The organism is Nonomuraea sp. NPDC004354 (assembly GCF_053602555.1).
In genome coordinates this window covers 171,225-196,349 of sequence record NZ_JBSGDV010000001.1, presented here as the reverse complement: position 1 = coordinate 196,349, position 25,125 = coordinate 171,225, and the positions used below count along the sequence as shown (strand labels likewise).

Below are 25,125 nucleotides of genomic sequence, written 5' to 3'. Positions count from 1 at the left end.
GGAGCCTCTCGGGCCCCCGCGCCGTCCGGTCTCTCTCGAGCACCGGACAGTGCGGGGGCCTTCGTGCTGCCCGGACTTTTCCGGCGAACCTGACATCCTTCGCGGCTTTCTTGTCATCGTGCTCCGGCTGGTGCCCTGCGGTGATCCCTCCGTTACCCAGCGGCGTGGATCATGCTGGTTGTGGGCCGGCTGAGGAGCATCGTCGCGTACGCGCTGGCCGCGATCTCCGTGGGAGCCATCGTCTGGTGCGTGGTCGAGGCCAGACCCGTCACCTACGCGGCGCCCACCCCCACCCCCCACACCCCCTCGCTGCTCGAGGTGTACGGCGCGCAGGACCACACCCCCCGCAGGCCACCCGAGCTGACCACCGAGGTGACGATCGCCGACGCCACCGACACCGACCTGGCGACGGTGCCGCAGGGCAGGATCGACGAGCGCGACCGGCAGCTGAAGATCACCGTGGTTCACCGCCTCGTCCTGGACCGCACCGACCTGCTGGCGACGCTCCTGCGTTCCGAGGGGCCCTTCCCCGACGACATCCAGGGCTTCACCGACCGCCGGCTCGGGGCGGTGAAGACCGACGACCGCGCGGCCGTCCTCATCCCCACCACGAGGCTCGCCCCCGTGCTCACCACGTCCGGCTCGCGGACCACGGCGCGCTTCACGATCACGATGCTGCGCCAGGTCGCCGACGACGCGCTGCCGCGGCTGGACTTCCTGCCCCCGACCGAGCAGGACGCGGCGGGCCTCGCACGCGAGATCACGCTGACCGCGCCCTCCTGGACGGTGATCAAGCTCGAGCGGGTGACACCCGAGACGGAACAGCCGGGCCGGCTGGCGTTCACCGCCTTCACCGCGCCGGTCTCGGTCCATCTCGCGCACCGGTCCTACGGCAGGCCCGACGCCGAGGAGACCGACCCGTTCTCCTGGACGCCCGTGCTGAGCGTCTTCACCGCGATCGCGCTGACCGTCTTCCTCGGCAAGGCGCTCGGCCCCTCGTGGTGGCGGCGGACGCCCAACCGCGAGCTGGCGATCGGCACCGTCCTGTGCGTGGTGGCGCTGCTGCTGGCCACGCTCCTGGCGGGCATGCCGTACCTGGGGCCGGTGATCCTGTTCGGCGCGCTGCCCATGCTGGCGCTGCGCCACGCGCGCCGGGTCGTGCCCGTCCGGCCGCCGTGGACCTCCACGGACGCGCTGCTCGTCACCGGCGTCGGCGTGCTGGTGGCCGGCGGCATGCTGTTCTGGTCGTTCGTCCACGGGCAGGTGCCGCCGCTGACGCTCGGCGCGGGCACCGCGACGGCGGCGCTGGCGGCGGCGGGCTCGGCCGTGGCCTTCAGCACCGACCTCGGCATCGCCGTCCTGGTGGCCAGGCTGGCCGCGGTCACGGCTGGCGTGGCGGTGGGCGCCCTGGCGCTGGCGCTGTGGGTGCGGGCGCTGATGAGCGGCGGCTACTTCCCTCCCGACAGCGTCCGGCTGGTGCTCGCGCTGTGCTGGTCGCTGATCGCGATCGGCGGGATCGCCGTCTCCACCCGGTCGTGGTCGCGCGTCGCGATCGTGGTGGCCGTGCTGGGCAGCCTGCTGCTGCTCGGCTGGCCGACCGAATGGCTCGACGCGGGCTCGTGGAGCGTCCAGCCGGACCAGATCGCCGACCGGACGCCGCCCCCGCTGGTCCTGGGACAGCCGCTCAACGAGGTCACGCGCGGCGCGCTCGGCCTGCTGCTGCTGACGTTCGCGCTGCTGGTGCTACGGCTGCGGCGGCTGGGTGCGTCACTCGACGCCATGGCCGACCCGGCGGTCGAGGCCACGGTGATCGTCTGCCTGATGGTCCTCTACCTCACCCCGCGCGCCGACCCCGACTCCACCGTGATCGAGCTGCCGCTGCCGTCGCTGGCCATCACCTCGCTCGTGGCGTGGGCGGCGGCCACCTGGCTGCTGTCAGGCCCGCGGCCCCAGATCGTCGAACCCTGCTCGCGGGCCGAGCACCGGGCGCTGGTCAGGGACGCGCTGCACCGGCGGGTGCTGCACGGATCCGAGCAGGAGCTCTACCGGCTGAGCAGGGGGAAACTGGGATCCGGCGAGCTCACGATGGAGGACTTCGAACGCCAGCGCCACGAACTCGACCACATGCTCACCGTCGAACCCCCGCACACCGAGACCGCCTTCGCCACCTCGGCGGCCTGCACGCCCTGGCAGAACGGCCTGGCGGCGTTCGTGGTGAGCCTGCTGCTGTCGCTGCCCTTCGCCCTCATCTACGGCTGGCCCGACGGGGTCGAGCTGACCAGCTGGGTGTTCGACTCCCGGTTCATGTTCACGCTGCCCGCCTTCGGGTTCCTCTACGGATACTTCTATCCGCGCCTGCGCGGCACGCAGCCGGTCACCAAGGCGCTCTTCGTGATGAGCGCGGCACTGGTCACCGAACTGTCGGCCTACGTCCCGTCGCTCGTCGACCCCGACATCGGCGGCCTGGACAAGTTGCAGGTGGTCGCGATCGTGGTCGGACAGGGCGCGCTGGTCTTCATCGGCCTCGGCCTCTACTGGGAGTGGCGGATCATGTTCACGGCCGGGGAGCCGTGGGCCAGGGTGCGCAACATCCGCAGCGTCCGCAGCCTCGCCACCCCGCTGGTCGCCGTCGTGATCGCGGCCGGCACGACGGCGGCCACCTCGGCGGCGACCAAGACGGTGGACCGGATCCTCAAGGGCGACTCCACCACCAGCCAGAACGCCCCCTGACCCGTTCGTCCGCCCGTCTGCGCCGCCCGTCTACCCGGCCCGTCTGCCCGTCTACCGGCCCGTCTGCCCGTCTGCCCGCCCGCTCGCCCGCTCGCCCGGAGCAAGCCAGGCCGCTTCCCGGCGGTCGCCGCCAGGAAGGTGAGGTCGCGCGCCCGGCGGTCGCCGCCATGAAGGCGAGGTCGCCTTCCCGGCAGTCGCGGCCAGGAAGGTGAGGTCGCGCGCCACGACGGTCGCCACCAGGAAAGCGAGGTCGCATGCCACGGCGGTCGCCGCCAGGGGACGCGAGGCCCGCTCGGGCGTTCTTCGTGGGATGGCGGGCGGGCGGATCCGGGCCCGGGGGGTGGTTTTCCGGACTCCCGGGACAGGCGTGCGGATCAGCGGGGCGGCAGCTCGCTACCCCTGACGTGGGCGCAGAGCCACTCGACCAGCGGCGCGTAGTCGCGCCACGTCGTGCGGACCCGGTCGGCGGCCTGGACGGTGTGCACCCACGGCTCGGGCTCGAAATGCCGCCCGAAGTAGAGCGAGCGATGCCGTAGCAGCTCGAGGCGCGGATGGTCCTCGGGCACCCCGCGCGGCCTGGTCTTGAGCCGGTCGCCCTCGGCGGCGTAGCCGGCCTTCGCCAGCGTGTCGGCGATGCGCTGCAACGGCTTGCCCGAGATGTCCGCGTCGACGGCGGCCCGGTAGCGGGCCACCTGGTCGGAGGCGGTCGAGTAGAAGCCGCCCGCCGTGTAGAGGCCGGAGGCGTCCAGCTGGACGTAGAGGCCGATGCCGGGCATGGCGTCGACGAAGGCGCCCTGGTGCGTCTTGTAGGGCGACTTGTCCTTGGCGAAGCGGACGTCGCGATACGGCCGGAACAGCTGGGCGGGGCCGAACTCGGCGGCCAGGTCCTCGACCAGGGCCAGCATGGGCGCCCTGACCGCCTCCTCGTAGAGCTGCTTGTGCCGCGTGAAATAGGCCTTGCTGTTGTCGGCCTCAAGGCCCTCGTAGAAGACGAAGGCCTCGTCGGGGAAGCCGGTGAATCCCATCCTCACAGGGTGCCATGCGGTACCGACAGCCACCGCACCGCCACCCGAACCGACGTCCCTGCGATCCCCAGCCTGCCCGTCCCATGCGACCGGCGCCCGGGCCGGACGCATCTCCTGGGGTGTGAAGCCATCGATCTGGGAGACCCATGAGCCTTGACGAGGAGTACACCGCCTACGTGAGTGGCCGGCTGTCCTGGTTGCGGAAGATCGCGGTGCAGACGGCGATCACGCGGCTGTACGTCAAGTGGCGCCAGGCGCGAGCCGCCGATGACCTCGACGCCTACGTACGGGTGATGCTGATCCGGGTCTTCCTCGCCGAACAGCGGAGGGGCCGGTTTCCCGGGTACGGCTGACGTCCGCGATCACGCGCTCGGCTGCTCCACCGGAACCGTCAAGAGCCAGACCGCTCGCGGCCTCGCCACCCTGCGCTCGATGCTCGGCGCGCCGGAGTCCCGTCTCGGACGTACGGAGGACCACTGATGGATGTCAAGCAGGTGTTCGACTCGCTGGCGACGCACGAGCCGCCGCCCACCGCGGTGGACGTGAACCAGGCCATGGCAGCAGGACGTGCCGTACGCAGACATCGTCGTGCCGCCGTCGCCGGGACCACGGGAGCCTTGTCTTCACCGGCGCGAAGGGGACGGCCCTGCAGCGGATCGCCCTGTGACGAGTCTTGATCTCTCACACCGCTGAGGGCCTGGCCGGCTTCTCGGCGCACCGCTGTTCAACGTCGTCGGTCGCTGGAACGGCTCGGCAAGACGGCCTGTACGTCGACCTGGAGCCCTGGAGCTGTTTGACCTTGACGCTGCGTCAACTTCTAGCATCGGGGCCATGTCGATCACTGTTCTTGACACCTACTCCGCCATGCGGCGGATCCTGCTGGCCCCGGTCGCGGACCGCGTTGACCTGCTGCGTTCGATGCTGGAGCCCACCATGGGCATGTACCGCTACCACCCCGGCGAGGTCGACCTGGTGGCCATGCACCTCGAAGCGTCCGGGTTCCCCATCGACCGCGACGAGGAGCGTTGCCTCGACGCGCTCGAAACCCTGGCGGCGGCCGGAGCCTGGGAGCGGATGCGACGCGCCCTCGACGACGCTCTCGCCGTACTGCTGGAGGCGACGCCGGGGCTGGGGGCCCCGGACATCACCGTGCTGTTCGTGCTCGGCGACCCGGGTGACGAGCACTTCATGGGGCCCTGCCAAGGAGTGACCGGGTTCGGCGGCATCTCGGGCCACATCGTGATCACGCTCTGGCCCTTCCCCGAGAACGTGGAACGGCTGGAGGCCACCGCCGTGCACGAACTCCACCACAACCTGCGGTTCGGCCCGGGCGGCGTTGTGTGGGACCCGATGACCGTCACAGTCGGCGATCACATCGTCTCCGAGGGCCTGGCCGACGCGTTCGCCCGACAGCTCTACGGCGACGAGCTCGGCCCCACCCGCATCGGCGTGCCGCACCTGCACGACGACGAGATCTTCGGCAAGGTGCTCACCGGGCTCGACGTGACAGGCATGCAGAACTTCACCGCCTGGGTGCACGGCGACCCCAGCGCCGAACGCTTCGGCCTCACCCCGGTCGGACTGCCGATGGGCGCCGGGTACGCCGCGGGCAACCGGCTGGTCGACACCTACCTGGCGGCGACCGGGCAGACGGCGGCGCAGGCCCTGCACGCCGACAGCTCGGAGATCATCGCCACCACGCTCCGCCGCGGGTAACACTGGGACGATGGAGTGGACGATCCAGGAACTCGCGACGAGGGCCGGCATCACCAGCCGCACCCTGCGTCACTACGACCGCTTCGGGCTCTTGGCTCCGTCCCGGGTCGGCGCGAACGGGTACCGCTACTACAACCCCGCCGCGGTCGCCCGGCTACAGCGGATCCTGCTCATGCGCCGGCTCGGCATGGGCTTGCCGGCCATCGCCAAGGTCCTGGCCGACGAGGTGGACACGTGCGACGGGCTCCGCGCCCACATCGCCGCGCTGGAAGAGGAACGGGATCGTATCGAACGGCAGATCCGGTCTGTGCGTCACACGCTCGAGGCCCTGCAGTCGGGGGCGGAACCGCGGATGGACGTCATGTTGGCGGGGTTCAACGACCGCTACAAGGACGAGGTGATCTCGCGCTGGGGCGAGCGCGCGTTCCAGGTGAGCAACGACTGGTGGCACGGCAAGACCCTTGACCAGCAGCGGGCCTGGAAGCATGCCGCCGAGGACCTCGTCGCCGCATGGGTCGCCGCAGTGAAGGCCGGGGTTTCTCCGACATCGGAACACGCTCAGTCCCTGGCTGCCCGGCACGTCGAGTGGCTGAGCCAGATCCCGGGTACCCCCACGGCCGAGGGCGACCGGGAGCGCTCGATCGACATGGTGAAGGGCCTGGGGGACATGTACGTCGACGACCCCCGCTTCGCCGGCATGTACGACGACGCCGCCGGGGCGACATTCGTCCGCGACGCCCTGCATGCGTACGCGCGGACCCGGATGTAGCTCGTCACGGACGGGCAGTGCAGGGCCGTACCCAGGGGTGTGCGGCTCGGCGGGGGTCAGCGTCGGCGGCGCCTGGCCGTGCCGAAGACCGAGCGGCTGATCTCCCGCCCCAGCGCGCTGGCCGCCGACCGCGCGAAGGACTTGAAGACCGCCGACCCGAGCACCGCCTCCAGCACCGAGGGCTGCTCCTGCGGCACCCGCGGAGCGCGCGGACCGGGAGCGGGGACGGGAGCGGGCGCAGGCGCGGGCGCGGGCGGGGGCGAGGCAGGCGGCGGCGGCGGGGCCATCCTGGCGGCCAGCAGCTCGTAGGCCGACTGCCTGTCGATCGGCCGGCCGTACCTGGGCAGCAGCGGCGAGGCCGCCACGATCCCCCCTACCAGGCCCGGGTCCGAGGGCGCCATCAGCGAGCGCGGCGCGAGCAGCCTGGTCCAGGCGACGGGTGTGGGCACGCCCGTGTCCGACAGCACGGTCACGACCGCCTCGCCGATGCCGAGCCGCGTGAGCAGCTCCTCCAGGTCGTAGTCGGAGTGCGGGAAGGTGGAGACCGTGGCCTTGAGCGCCTTGGCGTCCTGCGGGGTGAAGGCGCGCAGCGCGTGCTGGACCCTCGCCCCGAGCTGGGCCAGCACGTCGGCGGGCACGTCCTTGGGCGTCTGCGTGACGAAGAAGACGCCGATCCCCTTCGACCTGATCAGCCGCACCGTCTGGGTGATCGAGCGCAGGAACGCCTTGGAGGCGTCGGTGAACAGCAGGTGCGCCTCGTCGAAGAAGAACACGAGCTTGGGCCGGTCGGGATCGCCGACCTCGGGCAGGTCGGCGAACAGGTCGGCCAGCAGCCACATGAGGAAGGTGGAGAACAGGGCGGGCCGGTCCTGTACGGCCGGCAGCTCCAGGATCGACACCACGCCCCTGCCGTCCGGGGTGACCCGCATGAGGTCGCGGGTGTCGAACTCGGGCTCGCCGAAGAAGCGGTCGGCGCCCTCGGCCGACAGGTTGGTCAGCGCCCGCAGGATCACTCCCGCCGTCTGCTTCGACAACCCGCCGACGCCCTTCAGCACCTCCGGGTTGTCGACGAGGTACTGGATGACCGCCCGCAGGTCCTTCATGTCCAGCAGCGGCAGGCCGTGGGTGTCGGCGAAATGGAAGATCAGCCCGAGCGACGACTCCTGGGTGTCGTTGAGTTCGAGCACCTTGGCCAGCAGCGTGGGGCCGAAGGCGGTCATGGTGGCGCGCAGCGGCACCCCTTCGCCGAGCCCGCCGAGCGCGTAGAACTCCACCGGGCACGCGGCGCCCGACCAGTCCTGCCCGATCTCCCGTACCCGCCTCAGCAGGCCGTCCGAGGGCTGTCCCTGCGACGCCATGCCGGACAGGTCGCCCTTGATGTCGGCGAGGAAGACCGGCACGCCCTGGGCCGACAGCTGCTCGGCCATCAGCTGCAGCGTCTTGGTCTTGCCGGTGCCGGTCGCGCCCGCGACCAGCCCGTGCCGGTTGAACATCCGCAGCGGCATGCGGATCGGCGCCTGCGCCTGCGGCTCGCCGTCGGCGACGAGGACGCCGAGCTGGACGGTGGGGCCTTCGAAGTCGTAGCCGTGTGTCATAGTTCGGTGTACTTCCTGCCGGCCGCGGGCGTCGTGCCGTACAGCTCGGAGATGGTGACGAACCGGTAGCCCTTGTCGGCGAGGCTCTCGACCACGTCGGGCACGGCCTCGACCGTGGTGCGGTGGATGTCGTGCATCAGCACGATCGACCCGCCCGTGGCCTTGGCGGCGCGCCGGGCCACGACGGAGGGGACGCGGTCACGCCAGTCGAGGGTGTCGACGCTCCACAGGATCTGGGCCAGCCCCAGCCTGCGGGTCTCGGCCGCGACCCTGGCGTCCGTCGACCCGTACGGCGGGCGCATCACGGTCATCCGCACCCCGGCGACCTGCTCGACCACGTCCTGGGTACGGCCGAGCTCGCGCGCGATGCCCTCGTCGGACAGGCTGGGCAGTTCGGCGTGGCTCCACGAGTGGTTGCCGATCTCGTGCCCGGCGGCGACCATGCGGGGCAGCGTGTGGTCGCGGTCGGCGGCCACCATCTGTCCCACGACGAAGAACGTCGCCTTCACCTCGAGGTCGTCGAGCTCGTCGAGCAGCCAGGGGGTGTACCTGCCCGGGCCGTCGTCGAAGGTCAGCGCCACGCACTTGACCTCCCTGCAGTCGACCGTGAGGTCGGGATGCGGCCAGCCGGGCTGGACCGCCGTCAGGGACTTGGCCAGGGCGCCGGGGTCGACGCGGGCGGGGGCCCGCGCGCTGAGCCGTACGACGCCGCCGCCCTTGACCGCCGCAGGTGTGCCACATCCCGCCACCAGCATCATGGCCAGCAGCCCTGACCACACCCGCATGCTTCCCCCCGAAAGCGCGCTCGGGGGACCACGTCACGGATAGTCCTGGACCGAGCCCCCCCGTAGCCCCTTGGCCAGGTCATGCCACCAGACTGGGATATCAGCCTGGAGCTCGGTGTGGCGACGCGCCACTCTGATAGCACATCCAACCGGATCCGTACCCAAATGCCGACGTTTCACCGAACCCTCTTGCCATCGGTAGAACCCGTCGCGGTACCGCACGACAAGTCCTATCCACACCGAGAGAGTGGCGTCGTCGCCCACCTCGTAGGCGCTGGTCACACCCAGGCCTGTCAGCTCCGCGTGAAGCTTCTCGATCGCCGCACGGGACTCAGTCAACGCGCAACCCCCTGTCGAGGACGTGTCGCACATGGGGGATGTACCCAGCTTGGGGGCGATCGAGTGCCCGCAACGGACAACACATACCGTAATCATGGAACCACGGAGTGTTCCTGGAAAGCCGTTCGACGCTATTGGTATCGATCTACGCGCGGGGCCGTCCAACGCCGGAGCCCGCGCCCCTCGGGGACACGGGCTCGGGACAGGCCGCCGGTCGGGCGGCCACAGGCGGGCGGGCGGCGACGGCGTGATGCCGGTCGGGCGGCCAGGGGCGGGCGGTCCGGCGTGGTGCCGGTGCGCCCGCGCGGGAAGCTCTAGGCGGCCACGCGCTGTGCGGGCAGACGGAGGGCGCCCTCCTCGCGGGCGTACTCCTCCAGCATGCCGCGCAGCTGCCGGCGGCCGCGGTGCAGCCTGGACATCACGGTGCCGATGGGGGTGCCCATCCGCTCGGCGATCTCCTTGTAGGCGAAGCCTTCGACATCGGCCAGGTAGACGGCGACGCGGAAGTCCTCGGGCAGGGCGCGCAGCGCGTTCATCACCGCGCTGTCAGGCAGCTGCTCGAGCGCCTCGGTTTCGGCGGACTTCAGGCCGCTGGACATGTGCGACTCGGCCGCGTGCAGCTGCCAGTCCTCGATCTCCTCGGCGGCCGAGAGCTTCGGGGAGCGCTGCTTCTTGCGGTAGTCGTTGATGAAGTTGTTGGTCAGGATCCGGTGGAGCCAGGCCTTGAGGTTGGTGCCCTCACGGAACTGGTGGTACGACGTGTAGGCCTTGGCCACCGTCTCCTGAACCAGGTCCTCCGCGTCGGCGGTGTTACGGGTCAGACGCATCGCGGAGGCGAACAGCTGCGAGGTCACGGGCACGACGTCGCGCTCGAACCAGTCCTGGCGCTGCTCTTCGGTCATAGTGATCATGTACATTCCCCCTCCATGCTCTCCCCCCGGCGCCTGTCAGTCGCCCAGGCGTAACCATCCTCGCGAACCACACGTAAGGGTGGTGTTAGGAGTTCTACCTGGTCAGGGGGCCTATCGGTCCGTATGCTCGCGGCGTGCACCATCACGTCCACGGCCGGACAAGTCTCATTATCGTAACACTCTTTACTCAATTGCGCCCTAACTGTGGGCAGAGTCACATGAGATAGCGTATGGACCATGGAATACGTGGACCGTCACGACAGTCGGGTCCGGCGCTGGGTCGCCGAGGCCATCCGGAAGGTGGAGGCCGACACCAACCGCAGCTCTGACACTCACCTCCATGTGTTTCCGCTTCCCCCGCACTGGGGGGTAAACCTCTACCTGAAAGACGAGTCGGTACACCCCACCGGTTCACTCAAGCACCGCCTGGGCCGCTCGCTCTTCCTGTACGGCCTGGCCAACGGCTGGATCGGCCCCCTGACCACGATCGTCGAGGCGTCCAGCGGCTCCACCGCGGTCAGCGAGGCGTACTTCGCCAGGCTGCTCGGCCTGCCGTTCGTGGCGGTGATGCCCGCGACCACCTCGCCGGAGAAGATCTCCCTCATCGAGTTCTACGGCGGCAAGTGCCACCTGGTCGACGACCCCTCCGCGATCTACGCCGAGTCGCACCGGATCGCCGCCGAGACCGGCGGCCACTTCATGGACCAGTTCACCTATGCCGAGCGGGCCACCGACTGGCGCGGCAACAACAACATCGCCGAGTCGATCTACGCGCAGATGTCCATGGAGCCCTACCCCGAGCCTGAGTGGATCGTGGTGGGGGCCGGCACCGGCGGCACCTCCGCCACGATCGGGCGCTACATCCGCTACCGCCGCTACAGCACGCGGCTGGCGGTCGTCGACCCGGAGGGCTCGGCGTTCTACCCGTCGTGGGTGTCGGGCGCGGAGGAGGGCGCGCCGGGGTCGCGGATCGAGGGCATCGGGCGGCCGCGCGTGGAGCCGTCGTTCCTGCCCGGCGTGATCGACCGGATGATCAGGGTGCCCGACGCGGCCTCGATCGCCGCCATGCGGTGGGTGCGCCAGGTCACCGGGCGCGACGTGGGCGGCTCGACCGGCACCAACGTGGCGGCGGCCGTGCGGCTCATCACCGAGATGCGGGCCCAGGGCGAGCACGGCAGCCTGGTGACGCTGATCTGCGACAGCGGCGACCGCTACCGCGGCACCTACGGCGACGACGCGTGGCTGGCCGCCCAGGGCATCGACATCCAGCCGGACCTGGCCGCCTTCCGGGCGTTCCTGTCCTCCTGACGGGGGTCCCCGGAAAAACCTGACAGGGTCCCCGGAAGAGCGCGACCTGACCGGGTCCCCGGAAACCTGACGGGCCCCGGAAGAGCGCGACGGCCCCGCGCCGGAGGTGGCACGGGGCCGCGTGCGGGAGCGGAGGGTCAGGCGGACCGCGCCGGGTCCACGCCGAAGATCTTCGCGATGTCGTCCAGCATGGAGTGGGCGCCCTGGATGCCGACCGCGCTCATCCACGTGGTGTCGGCCACGTCGTGCTTCTTCCCCTTGAGCTTGCCCCACAGGGGGTTGTTCACGAACTGCTGCTTCGGCGCCTCGGCCGACGGGTCGGCGTAGGTGGAGACGAAGATGTGGTCGGCGTCGAACTCGGCGATGCGCTCCTGGCTGATGTCGACGGCGATCGCCTTGGGGTCCTTCGGCTGGTCGGCGGGACGGGTGAAGCCCACGTCCTTCAGCACGATCCCGGAGTAGGAGTTCTCGACGTACAGGCGGGTGGTCGGCTCGCCGGCGAAGCGGACGACGGAGACGGTCGGCAGCGCGCCGTCCTTCTTCTTGATCTCGTCGCCGATGGTGGCCGCGCGCTCCTCGAAGGCCTTGATCCTGGTGTCGGCGAGATCCTCCTTGCCGAGCGCCTGGCCCATGAGGCGGATGTTCTCCTTCCAGATGGCGCCGGTGGTCTCGCTGAACACGGTCGGCGCGATCTGCGACAGCTTGCTGTAGAGGGCCTCGTGCCTGACCTTGGCCGAGACGATCAGGTCGGGCTTGAGCGCCATGATCTTCTCGAGGCTCGGCTGCTCCAGCGTGCCGACGGGGGTGGCCTCCTTGCCGTACTGCTGGGCCACCTCGCCGAGGTAGTCGGGCAGCTTGTCGTCGATGGAGCGGTAGGTGGTGTAGCCGACGACCGGGGTCTCCAGCGTGAGCACCGCGTCGACGAAGCTCTGGTCCAGCGCGACGACGCGCTTGGGCTGGGCGGGGATCTTCGTCTCGCCCATGGCGTGCTTGATCACGCGGAAGGGAGCGGCCCCCGCCGACTGCGTGCCCGCGGGCTGGTCCGCCGGGGTGGTGGTCGAGCCGCAGGCGGCCATGCCCAGGCTCAGTACGGCTCCCGCCACGCCCATGGCCACAGCGCGCAACGCGTTCATCGAATCTCTCTCCAGGTTTAGGTTAGGCAAACCTCATTTAGATTAGCTATGCCTAAGCTGGCATACTTCACCGGGGCCGGCAACAAGGAAGGAAAGCCACGTGGGACGACGCAGTGCGGTGTTCTGCGGGCTTCTCGCCGTCGTCGCGGTCGCCGCCGTGATGAGCATCACGATCGGGTCCAAGCCGGTGCCGCCCGCCGACGCGTGGCACGCGCTGGTGTCCCCCACCGGCACCGAGAACGACATCGTGATCCGCTCGCTGCGCGTGCCGCGTACCGCGCTCGGCATCCTCGCCGGGATCGCGCTGGGCGTGGCGGGCGCGCTGATGCAGGGCCACACCCGCAACCCGCTGGCCGACCCCGGCCTGCTCGGCGTCACCCAGGGCGCGGCGTTCGCGATGGTGGCGAGCATCGTCTTCCTGGGCGCGACGAGCCTGTACGCCTACATCTGGTTCGGCCTGGCCGGGGCGCTGCTCGCCAGCGCGGGCGTGTTCGCGCTCGGCATGGTGGGCGGGCGCGGCGGCCCCACCCCGGTCACGCTCGCTCTCGCGGGCACCGCCGTCAGCGCCTTCCTCTACGCGCTCACCTCGGCGCTGGTCCTGGTGGACGAGCAGGCCATGGACGTCTTCCGGTTCTGGCAGTCCGGTTCGATCGCCGCCAGAGGGGCGGATGTCGTCTGGCAGGTCGTGCCGTTCATCCTCGTCGGCCTCGTGCTCGCGATGATCAACGCGCCGGGGCTCAACGCCCTCTCCCTCGGGGAGGACGTCGCCCGCAGCCTCGGCCAGAACATCGCCCTCACCAGGGGCGTCGGCATCGCCGCCGTCACCCTGCTGTCGGGCGCCACGGTCGCGGCCTGCGGCTCGCTGTCCTTCATCGGGCTCATCGTCCCCCATCTGGCCCGCCCGCTGTCGGGCACCGACCACCGGTGGCTGCTGCCGTTCTCCGGCCTGGTGGGGGCCGCGCTGCTGCTGGTGGCCGACGTGATCGGCCGGGTGGTCGCCCCGCCGGGCGAGCTGGAGGTGGGCGTGGTGCTCGCGCTGATGGGCGCCCCCTTCTTCGTCGCGCTGGTCCGGCGCAGGAAGCCGGTGCGGCTGTGACGTCTCTCGCGTTGAGGATCGGCGGCCTGTCCTGGCGGGTACGGCTGCGCGGCGCCGCCGTCAGCGTCGTCGGGCTGGCCCTGGTCCTGCTGGTCATGGCGCTGAACATGCGCATCGGCGACATCCCGATGACGCTGGCCGAGGTCGCCAGGGCGGTGGTCGACACCGGCAGCGCCAACCACTTCGTCGTCATGGACCTGCGCCTGCCCCGCGCGCTGACCGGCGCGCTCGTCGGCGCGGCGCTCGCCCTCGCCGGCGCGATCACACAGTCCATCGCCCGCAACCCGCTGGCCAGCCCCGAGATCCTGGGCGTCACCACCGGCGCCTCCGTCACCGTGGTGGCGGGCGTCGTGCTGTCGGGCAGTGCCTACGGCGGCGTCAGCGGCCTGCTGGCCAGCATCGGCATCCCGGCGCTCGCCCTGCTGGGCGGCCTGCTGGGCGCCTCGATCGTCTACGCCCTGGCGTGGCGGCGCGGCCTCGACGGCTACCGCCTGGTCCTGGTCGGCATCGGTGTGGCCGCGGTGTTCACGAACGTGAAGTTCTGGCTGCTGACGGTCGGCGACGTCAACGACACCGGCAGGGCCATGGTCTGGATCGCCGGCTCGCTCAACGGCCGCGGGTGGGAGCACGTCCATCCCGTCGCGATCGCGGTGGCGGTGCTGGTCCCGCTGACCCTGCTCGGCACCCGCTCTCTCGACGCGCTGCGCTACGGCGACGACACGATCACCTCGCTCGGCGTGCGGATGAACCTGGCACGCGGCCTGATGCTCCTGGCCGCCGTGCTGCTGGCCGCCGTCTCCACCGCCTCGGCCGGCCCCATCGCCTTCGTCGCGCTGGCGGCGCCGCAGATCGCCCTGCGCCTGGCCAGGTCGGCGCAGCCGCCGCTGGTGTCCTCGGCGGTCGTGGGCGCGCTGCTCACCGCAGCCGCCGACCTGATCGCCCGGGTCGCCTTCTCCCCCATCGAGCTGCCCGTCGGCGTCGTGACCGCGGTGCTGGGCGCGCCGTACCTGATCCACCTCATCTGGAGGGCACGCACATGAGGCTCCAGGCCGTGAACGTGAGGCTCGGCTACGGCGAGCGCGTCATCGTGGACGGGCTCGACCTCGGCGTCGAGACGGGCACCGTGACCACGATCATCGGGCCGAACGGCTGCGGCAAGTCCACCCTGCTGCGCGCCCTCGGCCGCCTGCTGAAGCCCTCGGGCGGTGAGGTGCTGCTCGACGGCAAGCGCATCGACCGGATGCCCACCCGCGAGGTCGCCAAGGTCCTCGGCATGCTGCCCCAGTCCCCCACCGCTCCGGAGGGCCTGACGGTCTCCGACCTGGTGGCCAGGGGCAGGCACCCACACCAGACGTGGTACCGCCAGTGGTCGTCCGACGACGAGTCGTCGGTCGCCAGGGCGCTGGCGATGACGGGCCTGGCCGACCTGGCCGAGCGCCCGCTGGACGAGCTGTCGGGCGGCCAGCGGCAGCGCGCGTGGATCTCCATGGCCCTGGCCCAGGGCACCGACCTGCTGCTGCTCGACGAGCCGACCACCTTCCTCGACCTGGCACACCAGGTGGAGGTGCTGGAGCTGGTACGGCACCTGCACACCGAGGCCGGCCGGACCATCGTCATGGTGCTGCACGACCTCAACCTGGCCGCCCGCTACACCGACCGCCTGGTCGCCATGCGCGCCGGACGGGTCGTCGCCGCCGGCACGCCGCACGAGGTGCTGACGGAGGACCTCCTGCGCGAGGTGTTCGAGCTGGACGCGATGGTGATCGACGACCCGGTCGCCGGCACCCCGCTCGTCGTCCCCATCGGCACCAGGGTGCCGGTCAGGGAGCGGCTGGCTCCAGAACCACGTTTCTGAGCGGCGACCTCGCCGCCGCCAGGGCGATCAGGAGGCTGACCGCTCCCGCGAACGCCATGAGCGCGTACGCGTCGTTCGCGGCCGACTCGAAGACCCCCGCGGTCAGCGCGGCCAGCGGGATGGCCAGGAAGGCGATCATGCGGGCGGTGCCCAGCACCCGTCCCAGCAGGTGGTCGGGGATGAGGCGCTGCCGTACGGTCATGACGGCCACGATGCCCACGCCCGCCGCGGCGAACTGCCCCATCCACGCCAGCCCGATCAGCAGCGGCCCGCGGGCCGGGATCAGCGCCAGGATGGACACGCCCTCCAGCAGCATGCCGGCGCTGATCAGGGTGACGGGCCTGACCCTGGGCAGCAGGCGGCCACCGAGCAGGGCGCCGAGCACCGCGCCGACGCCCTGGAAGGCGTAGACCACGCCGATCTGCCCGGGGCTGAAGTGGTGGTAGGCGGTCAGGTAGAACACCATGTCGGCCAGCAGCAGCCAGACCCCGAAGTTGCCCGCGAAAGCGAACACCGCCAGCGTCAGCACCGTCCGGTCCGCCCCGAACAGGTACCCGAACCCCTCCCTGAGGTCGGCGAGCACCGACCGGTAGGCCCTCGTCACGGCCGGAGCGGTCCTGATGAGCGCGATTAGCGCCGCCGACAGCAGGAAGGTGGCCGCGTCCACGTAGATCGCCACCTGGTGGCCGAAGGCGACGACCAGCGCGCCGCCCAGCATCGGGCCGAGCAGGTTGACCGCGTGCTCGCCGATGTGGATGCGCGCGTTGGCCGGCGCCAGCCGTTCGACGGGCACGAGCGACGGCACGAGCGCCCGGAAGGCGGGCTGGTAGAGGGGATCGACGCAGGCCAGCAGGAACGCCATCGCGTAGATCAGCCAGAGCGGCGGCGCGCCGAGCGTCACCACCACGGCCAGGGCGAGGGCCAGGGCACCCGCGGCGAGGTCGCCCGCCACGAGGATCACCTTGCGGCTGTGCCGGTCGGCCAGCACGCCGCCGAACATCGCCAGGGCGAGGTAGGGCAGGTACTCCAGCGCGTAGACCAGACCGGTGCCGAGCGCGGAGCCCGTCAGCTCCAGCACCAGCAGCGGCAGCGCCAGCCGGTAGATCCACGTCCCGAGCGAGGAGACCAGGAACCCGGACAGCAGAAGCCAGAACCCCGCGCCCATCGCTCTCACTCCCCCGACAGCGCCGCTCTGATGTCCTGGTCGTCGGGGGCCAGCTCGGCGGCCCTGCGCAGATCCGCCGTGGCCTGCTCGGTACGGCCCGCGGCCCGCATCGCCATCGCCCGGTTGAACAGCAGCTCGGGGTTCTCCTTCAACGCCACGGCCCGGTCGAGGTCGGCCGCCGCCTCGCCGTACCGGCCGAGGTCGAACTCCAGCGCCCCCCTGCTCGCCCACGCCTCGACCAGGCCGGGGTCGGCTTTCAGCGCCGCGTCGAAGGCCGCCCGCGCCTCGGCCGGTCTGCCCTCGGCCGCCTCGATCTGGCCCAGCACGCACAGCAGGTGCGCGTTGCCGGGATCGAGGCCGAGCCCTCGCTCGACGTCGCTCCTGGCCGGGCCGTACCGCCCGGTCGCCGCCCTGAGCCCGGCCCGGTTGACGTAGGCGGGGGCGAAGTCGGGATCGAGCTCCAGCGCGTGGTCGAGGTCGTGGAGCGCGCCGTCCAGGTCGCCGGCGGCGTAGCGCAGCTCCGCCCGGTTGTAGTAGGGCTCCGGCCACGGCGGGCCGAGCCGCATGGCGCTCTCGAAGTCGGCCAGCGCCTGCTCCGTCCGGCCGAGCCTGCGCAGCAGGTCTCCCCTGTCGAGGTAGTAGTCGGGATAGCTGGGGTCGATCTCGATGGCGCGGGTGTAGTCGGCCAGCGCCTGCTCCGGCTCGCTCGACATCGCCCTGAGCTGGGCCCTGTTGGCGTACAGCACGAGCCGGTGGATCGGGTGCACGTCGGCCAGATCCCGCTCGGCCAGGTCGATGGCCGCCTGGACCAGGCGCGCCGACTCGCCGAACCGTTTCCTGCGCACCTCGATCAGCGCCTTGGCGTTGAGGTCGAAGCCCAGGTGGAAGGCGCGCTCGCGCGGGTCGGCCAGCAGCGAGGTGATCGTGATGGCCTCGTTGATCCACGCCACGGCCGCCTCGGGATCGCGCGCGGCCTGGTCGTGGTGGCGCACCAGCAGGGTGGCCAGCGAGCAGGCCACCGACGCCCGGTGCCTGGGGTCGACGGTGTGCCGCCTGGCCTGCTCGTACAGGTCGGACGCCGCGTCCTCCCTGTCGATCGCCTCCAGGGCCCCGGCCGTCCGGTGGATGAGCGTCATCCACCGCTCGGGGTCGTCGTCGTGGCGCAGGTCCTCCAGCGCGGCCAGCCCCGCCTCGGCCATCGCGTGGTGGAACCCCTCGTCGCGGTAGCGGTCGAAGTCGGGCGGGACGGGGCCGCCCGGTCGTGAGGCGCCGGCGACGACGGTCAGCTCCGGCACCCGCCTGCGAAGGACCTCGACCAGTTCGGTGTCGGTCTGGTCGGCCGCTTCGAGGTTGTCGACGGTCACGGTGCGGCGCTCGCCGTCGAGGCAGGCCCGGACGAACTGGGCCAGCCCGTTGGCGATCCGCAACGTCCGGCGGGCGCCGGGGATGAGGATGCGCTCCGCCTGCGGGAGCGCCTCGGCCAGCGAGGACCTGCTCCTCGGGATCTTCAGGTGCGGCGCGGCGGCGGCGATCTCGATGTCGTGCGCGGCCACCAGGTCGGGCCGTCGCTCGAGGGCTTCGGGGACGAACAGGTCGAGGAGGGCGGCGGCGAGCGTGTAGGGCCCGTGGATGCGCCGGTCGGCGTCGATGACGGTCACGTGTACGCGATCCCCTTGAGGGTTTCCTGGGCGGTTTCGTGGTCCGGACAGCAGCGTGGCCGGCGTCCCGTCAGGGGGACGCCGGCCACCCGCCGATCAGCCCTTGTGCCGCGGAGCGGCGGAGCCTGCCGGCTTGACGGAGCCGCTCTTGTACACGACAACCTTCTTCATGTCCACCTTCTTCGTCGGACCCCACGAAGAGACCGCGGACGTTCGCGCAGCCGTCCGCGATCTCGTATTGACCGACTCATGTGAACACGGCTGATCATCGAGATCAAGAGAATGTCCGATAAGGGACATTTCCTCGCTTAAACGGACATGCCCCGTGCGGGAGCACGGGGCAGCCGAAAACATGTTTGAACGTCAGTCGCCCAGGATCGCGTCGACGAACACCTCGGGGTCGAACGGCGCCAGGTCGTCCGGGCCCTCGCCCAGGCCCACCAGCTTCACCGGCACGCCCAGCTCGCGCTGCACCGCGATGATGATGCCGCCCTTGGCCGTGCCGTCGAGCTTGGTCAGCGCGATGCCGGTGATGTTGACCACCTCGGCGAAGACCTGCGCCTGCCGCATGCCGTTCTGGCCCGTGGTGGCGTCGAGGACCAGCAGCACCTCGTCGACCGTGGCCTTCTTCTCGATGACCCGCTTGACCTTGCCGAGCTCGTCCATCAGGCCCGTCTTGGTGTGCAGGCGGCCCGCGGTGTCGACGATGACCACGTCCGCCTTGTCGTCGATGCCCTTGGAGACCGCGTCGAAGGCCACCGAGGCCGGGTCGCCGCCCTCGGGGCCGCGCACCACCTCGGCGCCGACCCGCTCGCCCCAGGTCTGCAGCTGGTCGGCCGCCGCGGCGCGGAAGGTGTCGGCCGCGCCGAGCACGACCTTCTTGCCGTCACCGACCAGGACGCGGGCCAGCTTGCCCGTCGTGGTGGTCTTGCCGGTGCCGTTGACGCCGACGACCAGCGCGACCGCCGGGCGCTCACCGTGCTTGCCCACCCGGAGGGTCCGGTCGAGCTCGGGGTCGATCTGCTTGAGCAGCTCCTCGCGCAGCAGCCCGCGCACCTCCTCCGGGGTGCGGGTGCCCAGGACCTTGACCTTGGTGCGCAGCTCCTCCACCATCACCTGGGTCGGCGCGATGCCGACGTCGGCGGTGATGAGGCTCTCCTCGATCTCGTCCCATACCTCGTCGTCGAGCCTGTCGCGGGAGAGCAGCTCCAGCAGGCTCTTGCCCAGGACGCTCTGCGAACGGGCGAGGCGTGAGCGCAGCCGTACCATCCGGCCCGCGGACGGTGGAGGGATCTCCACCTCGGGCTTCTTGATGAGCGGCTCAGCCGGCTTGACCGGAGGCGGCACCGTGGTCGTGGCGCCTTCCTCCTCGGGCTGCGCCCGCTCGGCCTCCGGCTCGGGGGCAGGCTTGACCTCGGGCGCCTCGACCGGCGGAGGCACGGCCTTACGCCCCGGTCTGTACAGGAAGAACATGCCGCCGACCGCCAGAACGGCGACGGCGATCACGATCACGATGATGCCGAGGTATTCACTCACAGCAACTCAGTTTTCCAGATCGTCCGGGATGGTCACGCCCCGCAATGCCACGTGCTGTACAAAATCAGACGTTCTCCCTCAGACGCTGAGAGACCACCTGGGTGACGCCGTCGCCGCGCATCGACACGCCGTACAGGGCGTCGGCGATCTCCATCGTCCGCTTGTTGTGCGTGATGACGATCAGCTGGGAATTCTCCCTCAGCTCCTCGAACAGCGTCAGCAGGCGTTGCGTGTTGGTGTCGTCGAGCGCCGCCTCGACCTCGTCCATCACGTAGAAGGGCGACGGCCGCGCCTTGAAGATGGAGACCAGGAACGCGACCGCCGTCAGCGACCGCTCGCCGCCCGACAGCAGCGACAGCCGCTTGACCTTCTTGCCCGGCGGCCTGGCCTCCACCTCGATGCCTGTGGTCAGCATGTCGCTGGGATCGGTCAGGATCAGCCGCCCCTCCCCGCCGGGGAAGACTCGGGTGAAGATCTGCTCGAACTCCCTGGCCACGTCCTCGTAGGCGGAGGCGAACATCTGCTCCACCCTGTTGTCGACCTCCTGCACGACGGTCATCAGCTCGCGCCGCGTCTTCTTGAGGTCCTCGAGCTGGGAGGTCAGGAACGCGTGGCGCTCCTCCAGCGCCGCGAACTCCTCCAGCGCCAGCGGGTTGACCTTGCCGAGCTGGTTCATCTGCCGCTCGGCGGCCTTCATCCGCTTCTCCTGCTCCTCGCGCACGTAGGGAACGGGCGGGTCGCCGGGGACCAGGGCGGCGGGGCCGTACTCGGCGATCAGCGCCTCGGAGGAGATGCCGAACTCCTCCAGCGCCCGCTCTTCCATCTGCTCGAGTCGCATCCGCTGCTCGGTGCGGGCCATCTCGCTGCCGTGCACCCTGTTGACCAGCTTGTCGAGCTCCTGGCCGAGCTCCCTGACGCGCAGCCGTACCTGCTTGAGCTCGGCGTCGACGGCCACCCGCGCCAGGTCGGCCTCGTCGCGCTCCCGCGCGGCCAGCTCGATCGAGGCTGCCAGGGCCCGCAGCACCTGCTTGGCGCCGCGCACCACCGAGTCGGCGACCGCCGCCTGCCGCCTGCGCCGCTCCCGCTGCGCGGCGGCCGTCAGCCGCTCCTGGCGCTCGCGCTGGGCGGCCTGCAGCAGCCCGTCGGCCCGGCCCGCGATGCCCTTGACCCGCTCCTCGGCCGTGCGGACCTGCAGGCGGGTCTCCATCTCGGCCTGTCTGGCCAGCTGGCAGGCGGTGGCCAGCTCGTCGCGCACCTCGGTGGTCGGCTCGGTCTCCAGCTCCTGGGCGTACTCGGCCTCGGCGAGCTCGATCTCCAGCTCCGACAGCTCGGCCAGCCCCTCCTCGCGCGCCTCCTGCGCCGCGCGCACGCCGGCCGCCAGGCGCTCGGACTCCTCGGCCGCCGCCGTGGCCGCGGCGCCCAGCTGGGCCAGCCGCCTGGCCGCCGCCGCGCCGGCCTGGTCGGCCTCGCGCTGGCGGGCCCTGACCCGGTCGAGCGCGCTCTGCGCGGCGCTCACCCCGGCCTGCGCGCTCCCGGCGGCGCTCTGCGCCTCGTTGACGTGGGACTGCGCGGCCTCCAGCGCGGCCTGCGCGGCCAGCTCGCCGGCCGCTGCCGCCTCCAGGTCGACCGCCGTGCGCTCGGCGCGCTCCCTCGCCTCCTCCAGGTCGGCGACGGCGTCGTCGAGCGCGGCCCGCACCTGCAGGACGGAGGTGCCGCCCTCGGATCCGCCGCTGGCCAGGTGGGCGCCGACGACGTCGCCGCCCCGCGTGACGGCCCGCACCGCCGGGTGCCGCTCGACGAGGAGGCGGGCCGCCTCGAGGTCGGTCACGACCGCGACGTCCGCCAGCAGATGGTCGACCGCCGCCCGCAGCTGCTCGGGCACGCCGACCAGCTCGGCCGCCCACCGGCCCGCGTCCGGCAGGACGGCCCGCCCGCCCGCCGAACCCGCGAGCCCGTCAGGGGCCGCCGCCACCAGCAACGTCGCCTGTCCCGCGTCCTTGGCCCGCAGGTGCTCCAGCGACTCCACCGCCGCGCCGAGCGACTCGACGGCGACCGCCTCGGCCACCTGCCCGAGGGCGGCCGCGACGGCCACCTCGAAGCCTGGCGTGACCGTCATCGTGGCGGCCAGCGGCCCGAGCACTCCCGGCAGGCCGGCCGCCACCAGCGCGGCCCCGCCGTCGGCGCCCTTGGCCAGGCCCAGCTCCAGCGCCTCACGACGGGCCTGGAGCGCCGCGACGGACCGCTGCGCCTCCTGGTCGGCGCCGCGTGCCGCGGCGGCCGCGGCCTTGGCGGCCTGCAGCTCCGCGCGCGGCACGGCCAGCGCCTCCTTGGCCCGCTCGACGGCCTCGCGCGCGGCGTCGGCCGCCGATGCGGCCTCCTCGACGGCCGCCTGGGCCGTCAGCAGCTCCTCGGTGAGCGCCGGATCGACGGCGGGCTCCTCGGCCTCCTGGGCCTGCAGCTCCTCGCGGGCGCGGGCGGCCCGCTCGTCGGCCTCCGCGACCGCCCTGCTCAGCCTGCCGATCTCGTCCTCGGCGGCGCGGGCCCTGCTGCGCGCGGAGTCGACCCGCCCGCGCAGCCTGGCCAGCCCTTCGCGCCGGTCGGCCGCCGCCCTGGCGGCCATCGCCAGGCGCTGCTCCTCCGCCTTCAGCGCGGCCTCGGCCTCCTCGCGCCTGCCCACGGCCGCCTCCAGCAGCTCCTGGGCCTGCTCCAGCGCCGCGGCCAGCTCCAGCTCCTGCTCGCGGACCTCGGCCGCCTCCCGCTCCAGCTCCTCGGGATCGCGGCCGCGCCGCTCGATCGAGGCGGCGTCGAGGGCGTGCCGGTGGCGCTCGGCCGCCAGGTGCTCCAGACCGGTGAAGCGTTCGCGCAGCGACGCGAGGCGGAAGAAGGTCTCCTGTGCGGCGGTGAGCCTGGGCTGCGCCTCGGCCTCGGCCGCCTCCAGCGCCTCCTCCCGCCGCTGCCCCTCGGCCAGCTCGGCCTCCACCTGCGCCCTGCGCGCCAGGATCGCCGCCTCGTCGGCCGCCTCCCTTTCGAGGGTCTCGCGCAGGATGCACACGTCGTCGGCCAGCAGGCGCAGCCGCGCGTCGCGCAGGTCCGCCTGGATCACGGCGGCCTTGCGGGCGATCTCGGCCTGCCGGCCGAGCGGCTTGAGCTGGCGGCGCAGCTCCGTGGCCAGGTCCTGGGCGCGGGTGAGGTTGGCCTGCATCGCGTCGAGCTTCCGCAGCGCCTTCTCCTTGCGCTTGCGGTGCTTGAGAACGCCGGCGGCCTCCTCGATGAAGGCCCGCCGGTCCTCGGGACCCGCGTGGAGAACCGCGTCGAGCTGCCCCTGGCCCACGATGACGTGCATCTCGCGGCCGATGCCCGAGTCGGACAGCAGCTCCTGGATGTCGAGCAGCCGGCAGGTGTCGCCGTTGATCGCGTACTCGCTCTGGCCCGACCTGAACATCAGGCGGCTGATCGTGACCTCGGTGTAGTCGATCGGGAGCGCGCCGTCGCTGTTGTCGATCGTCAGCGTCACCTCGGCCCGGCCCAGCGGCGGGCGGCTGGAGGTGCCGGCGAAGATGACGTCCTCCATCTTGCCCCCGCGCAGCGACTTGGCGCTGTGCTCGCCCATGACCCAGGCGAGGGCGTCGACGACGTTGGACTTGCCCGAGCCGTTGGGGCCGACCACGCAGGTGATGCCGGGTTCGAGGCGGAGGACGGTGGCCGAGGCGAAGGACTTGAAACCGCGCAGCGTGAGGGTCTTCAGATACACCGAACGCTGCCCTCCCCTGAAACGACTTCGGGAAAGCCTACTGGGCCGCGGACCCGGCCGCTGGTCACCGCGCGTTCCACACGGGACGGGCAGTAAAAACGCCGCCAAGAAAAGGCGGCGGAGAAAATAGCAAGGGACGTCTCTCCGAGACGTCCCTGATGTGGCGCTCCCGATCTCTCAGGTGAGAGCCGGCTCGCGCTCCTGCAGACGGCTGAATGCCTCGTCACGAGTCTGCGCCGCAAGAGCGTCGTTTTGTGCCTGGAGCCGGGTGAGTTCTGCCTCCAGGTCACGGATCCGCTGCTGCAACCGCCGCATCTCCGAGACCATCCGAGGATCAGGACCGCCGACGTGGCCGAGTAGAGCCTTCGCCATGGTAAAGGGTCCTCCACGCTGAGTGACCAGATTGGTTCGCGCACTTGTTGTTCTGCGGGAGGGGTGCGCGTGGTACTTAACAAGAGTCGCATCGGCAGTGTGGGCGGTCAAGTCGAACGCACCGCATGTCCCTTCCGATGGGCACTCCCGACATACAAATATACCCTATTTGGAGCGTTTGACGAAAGGCCTACCGTTCCACAAACCCACTCAAACTACCTCGTGCTTCACTCCAGCGCTCCACAACTCCATCGACTCTGCCCGGGGTGTCGCAACCCTTGAGCAGCTCGACCAGCTTGACGCCCGCCTCCCTGGACCCCTCGGCCACCACTTCCACCCGGCCGTCCGGGGTGTTACGGGCCCAGCCGACCAGCCCCAGCTCCAGCGCCCGCGCCCTGGTCCACCAGCGGAACCCCACACCCTGCACATGACCCCGCACCCACGCGGTCAACCGTACGTTCTCACTCATGACCCACTCCTGCCTGCTGGAAGGCGCGCACCGACGCCGTCTCCCCCTCCTTGCGCCAGACCAGGCCGAGCACCGAGTCGGGCAACCCCTCGACCGGCACGAACGTGATGTCGTCGCGCCCGTGGTAGGCCGCGGTCGGGGTGCAGAACAGCATGGCACCCCTGTTCAGCGCGACCAGCGTGAGCCCCTCCTGGCTCGTGGAGACCGTACCCGCCGAGGGGATCGGACGGCCGAGCGGCGTCGTCGCAGGCGCGGTCAGCTCGCGCCACCGGCGCGGCGCGGGGCCGTCGAGACCCACGAGCGGCAGCTCTGCCAGCTCCTCCGCCCCGATGCGCGCCCGGCCCGCCAGCGGGTGGCGCGGCGAGAGCGCCACCTTCAGCGGGACCTTGTTCAGCCCCGTCCCCGTCACCAGGTCGGGCTCGTCCACGGGCAGCAGCGTGAAACTCAGATCCACCCTGCCCTCGCGCAGCTTGCCGAACGGGTCGGCCATCGGCACCTCGACCAGTTCCACCGCACAGGCGGGATGGCGCCGCTCGAACTCCCTGACCGTGCCGGTGACGACGTCCGTGGGGGTGCCCAGGAAACCCACCCGCAGCACGCCCTCGACCCGGCGAGCGGCCGACCTGGCCCTGCCGACCGCGATCGCCAGGCCGTCATAGGCCGGGCGCAGGTCACCCAGGAAGCGCTCGCCCAGCGGCGTCAGCCGTACCCGCCTGCTGGTGCGGTCGAACAGCCGCGCCCCGATACGCGTCTCCAGCGCCCGTACGAGCTGGCTGACCCGGCCGGGCGACAGGTAGAGGCGTTCGGCGGCCCTGGCGAAGTGCAGTTCCTCGCTGAGCACGACGAAGCACTCCAGTTCCCTGAACTCCATCACGACTCCTTAGCCTGACTAAACCAAGGGTTCGATCCTCG

The 25,125-nt window shown here is 71.3% G+C and carries 20 protein-coding genes; 8 read left to right on the top strand and 12 right to left on the bottom strand.

The window, feature by feature from the left end; genetic code table 11:
- Positions 1–180: 180 nt before the first annotated feature.
- Positions 181–2,730 (top strand): hypothetical protein, encoded by a 2,550-nt coding sequence (locus ACWENQ_RS00875; protein ID WP_452412493.1) that lies wholly within the window; start codon positions 181–183, stop codon positions 2,728–2,730.
- A gap of 374 nt (positions 2,731–3,104) precedes the next feature.
- Here the strand turns inward: ACWENQ_RS00875 and ACWENQ_RS00870 are convergent, their stop codons facing one another.
- A complete protein-coding gene (locus ACWENQ_RS00870) occupies positions 3,105–3,755 on the bottom strand; it encodes a DUF2461 domain-containing protein (RefSeq protein WP_354921982.1) in 651 nt (216 codons plus the stop codon).
- A 146-nt stretch (positions 3,756–3,901) separates the two neighbouring features.
- Between ACWENQ_RS00870 and ACWENQ_RS00865 the strand changes: the two genes are divergently transcribed.
- From ACWENQ_RS00865 to ACWENQ_RS00855, 3 genes are all read left to right on the top strand, one after another.
- A complete protein-coding gene (locus ACWENQ_RS00865) occupies positions 3,902–4,108 on the top strand; it encodes a hypothetical protein (RefSeq protein ID WP_452412492.1) in 207 nt (68 codons plus the stop codon).
- Between the two features lie 478 nt (positions 4,109–4,586).
- The gene (locus tag ACWENQ_RS00860; protein ID WP_449929339.1) at positions 4,587–5,471 is read left to right on the top strand and encodes a DUF2268 domain-containing protein; all 885 of its coding nucleotides are present in this window, start codon (positions 4,587–4,589) and stop codon (positions 5,469–5,471) included.
- A 10-nt stretch (positions 5,472–5,481) separates the two neighbouring features.
- A complete protein-coding gene (locus tag ACWENQ_RS00855; protein WP_452412491.1) occupies positions 5,482–6,240 on the top strand; it encodes a MerR family transcriptional regulator in 759 nt (252 codons plus the stop codon).
- Positions 6,241–6,296: 56 nt separating this feature from the next.
- Here the strand turns inward: ACWENQ_RS00855 and ACWENQ_RS00850 are convergent, their stop codons facing one another.
- The 3 genes from ACWENQ_RS00850 to ACWENQ_RS00840 form a co-directional block, all read right to left on the bottom strand.
- Positions 6,297–7,835: a helicase HerA-like domain-containing protein gene (locus ACWENQ_RS00850; RefSeq protein WP_452412489.1), complete on the bottom strand. Its 1,539-nt coding sequence runs from the start codon at positions 7,833–7,835 to the stop codon at positions 6,297–6,299.
- The gene (locus tag ACWENQ_RS00845) at positions 7,832–8,620 is read right to left on the bottom strand and encodes a polysaccharide deacetylase family protein (RefSeq protein WP_449929333.1); all 789 of its coding nucleotides are present in this window, start codon (positions 8,618–8,620) and stop codon (positions 7,832–7,834) included. The genes ACWENQ_RS00850 and ACWENQ_RS00845 overlap by 4 nt, the downstream gene beginning before the upstream one ends.
- Before the next feature lie 653 nt (positions 8,621–9,273).
- The gene (locus ACWENQ_RS00840; RefSeq protein ID WP_354922027.1) at positions 9,274–9,870 is read right to left on the bottom strand and encodes a sigma-70 family RNA polymerase sigma factor; all 597 of its coding nucleotides are present in this window, start codon (positions 9,868–9,870) and stop codon (positions 9,274–9,276) included.
- A gap of 237 nt (positions 9,871–10,107) precedes the next feature.
- Here ACWENQ_RS00840 and ACWENQ_RS00835 point away from each other — a divergent pair, with 237 nt between their 5' ends.
- Positions 10,108–11,178: a PLP-dependent cysteine synthase family protein gene (locus tag ACWENQ_RS00835; RefSeq protein WP_452412487.1), complete on the top strand. Its 1,071-nt coding sequence runs from the start codon at positions 10,108–10,110 to the stop codon at positions 11,176–11,178.
- Between the two features lie 137 nt (positions 11,179–11,315).
- On the opposite strand, the gene ACWENQ_RS00830 is transcribed toward ACWENQ_RS00835, so the two are convergent.
- Positions 11,316–12,311, bottom strand: a complete 996-nt coding sequence (locus ACWENQ_RS00830) for an ABC transporter substrate-binding protein (RefSeq protein ID WP_449929329.1) — start codon at positions 12,309–12,311, stop codon at positions 11,316–11,318.
- Positions 12,312–12,411: 100 nt separating this feature from the next.
- Between ACWENQ_RS00830 and ACWENQ_RS00825 the strand changes: the two genes are divergently transcribed.
- From ACWENQ_RS00825 to ACWENQ_RS00815, 3 genes are read left to right on the top strand one after another with little or no spacing between them, the layout of a single operon-like run.
- On the top strand, positions 12,412–13,407 hold the full coding sequence (locus ACWENQ_RS00825) for a FecCD family ABC transporter permease (RefSeq protein ID WP_449929327.1): 996 nt from the start codon (positions 12,412–12,414) through the stop codon (positions 13,405–13,407).
- The gene (locus ACWENQ_RS00820) at positions 13,404–14,447 is read left to right on the top strand and encodes a FecCD family ABC transporter permease (protein ID WP_354922004.1); all 1,044 of its coding nucleotides are present in this window, start codon (positions 13,404–13,406) and stop codon (positions 14,445–14,447) included. The genes ACWENQ_RS00825 and ACWENQ_RS00820 overlap by 4 nt, the downstream gene beginning before the upstream one ends.
- On the top strand, positions 14,444–15,262 hold the full coding sequence (locus ACWENQ_RS00815; protein WP_354922007.1) for an ABC transporter ATP-binding protein: 819 nt from the start codon (positions 14,444–14,446) through the stop codon (positions 15,260–15,262). Before ACWENQ_RS00820 ends, ACWENQ_RS00815 begins: the two co-directional genes overlap by 4 nt.
- Here the strand turns inward: ACWENQ_RS00815 and ACWENQ_RS00810 are convergent.
- The 7 genes from ACWENQ_RS00810 to ACWENQ_RS00780 form a co-directional block, all read right to left on the bottom strand.
- Complete coding sequence (locus ACWENQ_RS00810) at positions 15,228–16,427, bottom strand: MFS transporter (protein WP_452412485.1); 1,200 nt, start codon at positions 16,425–16,427, stop codon at positions 15,228–15,230. The two genes, ACWENQ_RS00815 and ACWENQ_RS00810, sit on opposite strands and share 35 nt — an antisense overlap.
- A gap of 5 nt (positions 16,428–16,432) precedes the next feature.
- On the bottom strand, positions 16,433–18,085 hold the full coding sequence (locus tag ACWENQ_RS00805) for a tetratricopeptide repeat protein (protein WP_452412484.1): 1,653 nt from the start codon (positions 18,083–18,085) through the stop codon (positions 16,433–16,435).
- A gap of 363 nt (positions 18,086–18,448) precedes the next feature.
- Positions 18,449–19,621: a signal recognition particle-docking protein FtsY gene (gene ftsY, locus ACWENQ_RS00800; protein WP_449929318.1), complete on the bottom strand. Its 1,173-nt coding sequence runs from the start codon at positions 19,619–19,621 to the stop codon at positions 18,449–18,451.
- 64 nt (positions 19,622–19,685) lie between these two features.
- Complete coding sequence (smc, locus tag ACWENQ_RS00795; RefSeq protein WP_452412482.1) at positions 19,686–23,372, bottom strand: chromosome segregation protein SMC; 3,687 nt, start codon at positions 23,370–23,372, stop codon at positions 19,686–19,688.
- 177 nt (positions 23,373–23,549) lie between these two features.
- Complete coding sequence (locus ACWENQ_RS00790; RefSeq protein WP_183656443.1) at positions 23,550–23,744, bottom strand: hypothetical protein; 195 nt, start codon at positions 23,742–23,744, stop codon at positions 23,550–23,552.
- Positions 23,745–23,934: 190 nt separating this feature from the next.
- The gene (locus ACWENQ_RS00785; RefSeq protein ID WP_354909542.1) at positions 23,935–24,213 is read right to left on the bottom strand and encodes an acylphosphatase; all 279 of its coding nucleotides are present in this window, start codon (positions 24,211–24,213) and stop codon (positions 23,935–23,937) included.
- A complete protein-coding gene (locus tag ACWENQ_RS00780) occupies positions 24,206–25,084 on the bottom strand; it encodes a LysR substrate-binding domain-containing protein (protein WP_449929313.1) in 879 nt (292 codons plus the stop codon). Before ACWENQ_RS00780 ends, ACWENQ_RS00785 begins: the two co-directional genes overlap by 8 nt.
- Positions 25,085–25,125 lie beyond the last annotated feature (41 nt).

Coding starts and splice junctions, on each gene's coding strand:
- ACWENQ_RS00785 (WP_354909542.1), bottom strand. CDS start 24,213: ATGAGTGAGAACGTACGGTTGACCGCGTGGGTGCGGGGTCATGTGCAG.
- ACWENQ_RS00815 (WP_354922007.1), top strand. CDS start 14,444: ATGAGGCTCCAGGCCGTGAACGTGAGGCTCGGCTACGGCGAGCGCGTC.
- ACWENQ_RS00810 (WP_452412485.1), bottom strand. CDS start 16,427: ATGGGCGCGGGGTTCTGGCTTCTGCTGTCCGGGTTCCTGGTCTCCTCG.
- ACWENQ_RS00840 (WP_354922027.1), bottom strand. CDS start 9,870: ATGATCACTATGACCGAAGAGCAGCGCCAGGACTGGTTCGAGCGCGAC.
- ACWENQ_RS00865 (WP_452412492.1), top strand. CDS start 3,902: ATGAGCCTTGACGAGGAGTACACCGCCTACGTGAGTGGCCGGCTGTCC.
- ACWENQ_RS00845 (WP_449929333.1), bottom strand. CDS start 8,620: ATGCGGGTGTGGTCAGGGCTGCTGGCCATGATGCTGGTGGCGGGATGT.
- ACWENQ_RS00835 (WP_452412487.1), top strand. CDS start 10,108: ATGGAATACGTGGACCGTCACGACAGTCGGGTCCGGCGCTGGGTCGCC.
- ACWENQ_RS00850 (WP_452412489.1), bottom strand. CDS start 7,835: ATGACACACGGCTACGACTTCGAAGGCCCCACCGTCCAGCTCGGCGTC.
- ACWENQ_RS00855 (WP_452412491.1), top strand. CDS start 5,482: ATGGAGTGGACGATCCAGGAACTCGCGACGAGGGCCGGCATCACCAGC.
- ACWENQ_RS00780 (WP_449929313.1), bottom strand. CDS start 25,084: ATGGAGTTCAGGGAACTGGAGTGCTTCGTCGTGCTCAGCGAGGAACTG.
- ACWENQ_RS00790 (WP_183656443.1), bottom strand. CDS start 23,744: ATGGCGAAGGCTCTACTCGGCCACGTCGGCGGTCCTGATCCTCGGATG.
- ACWENQ_RS00870 (WP_354921982.1), bottom strand. CDS start 3,755: ATGGGATTCACCGGCTTCCCCGACGAGGCCTTCGTCTTCTACGAGGGC.
- ACWENQ_RS00860 (WP_449929339.1), top strand. CDS start 4,587: ATGTCGATCACTGTTCTTGACACCTACTCCGCCATGCGGCGGATCCTG.
- ACWENQ_RS00830 (WP_449929329.1), bottom strand. CDS start 12,311: ATGAACGCGTTGCGCGCTGTGGCCATGGGCGTGGCGGGAGCCGTACTG.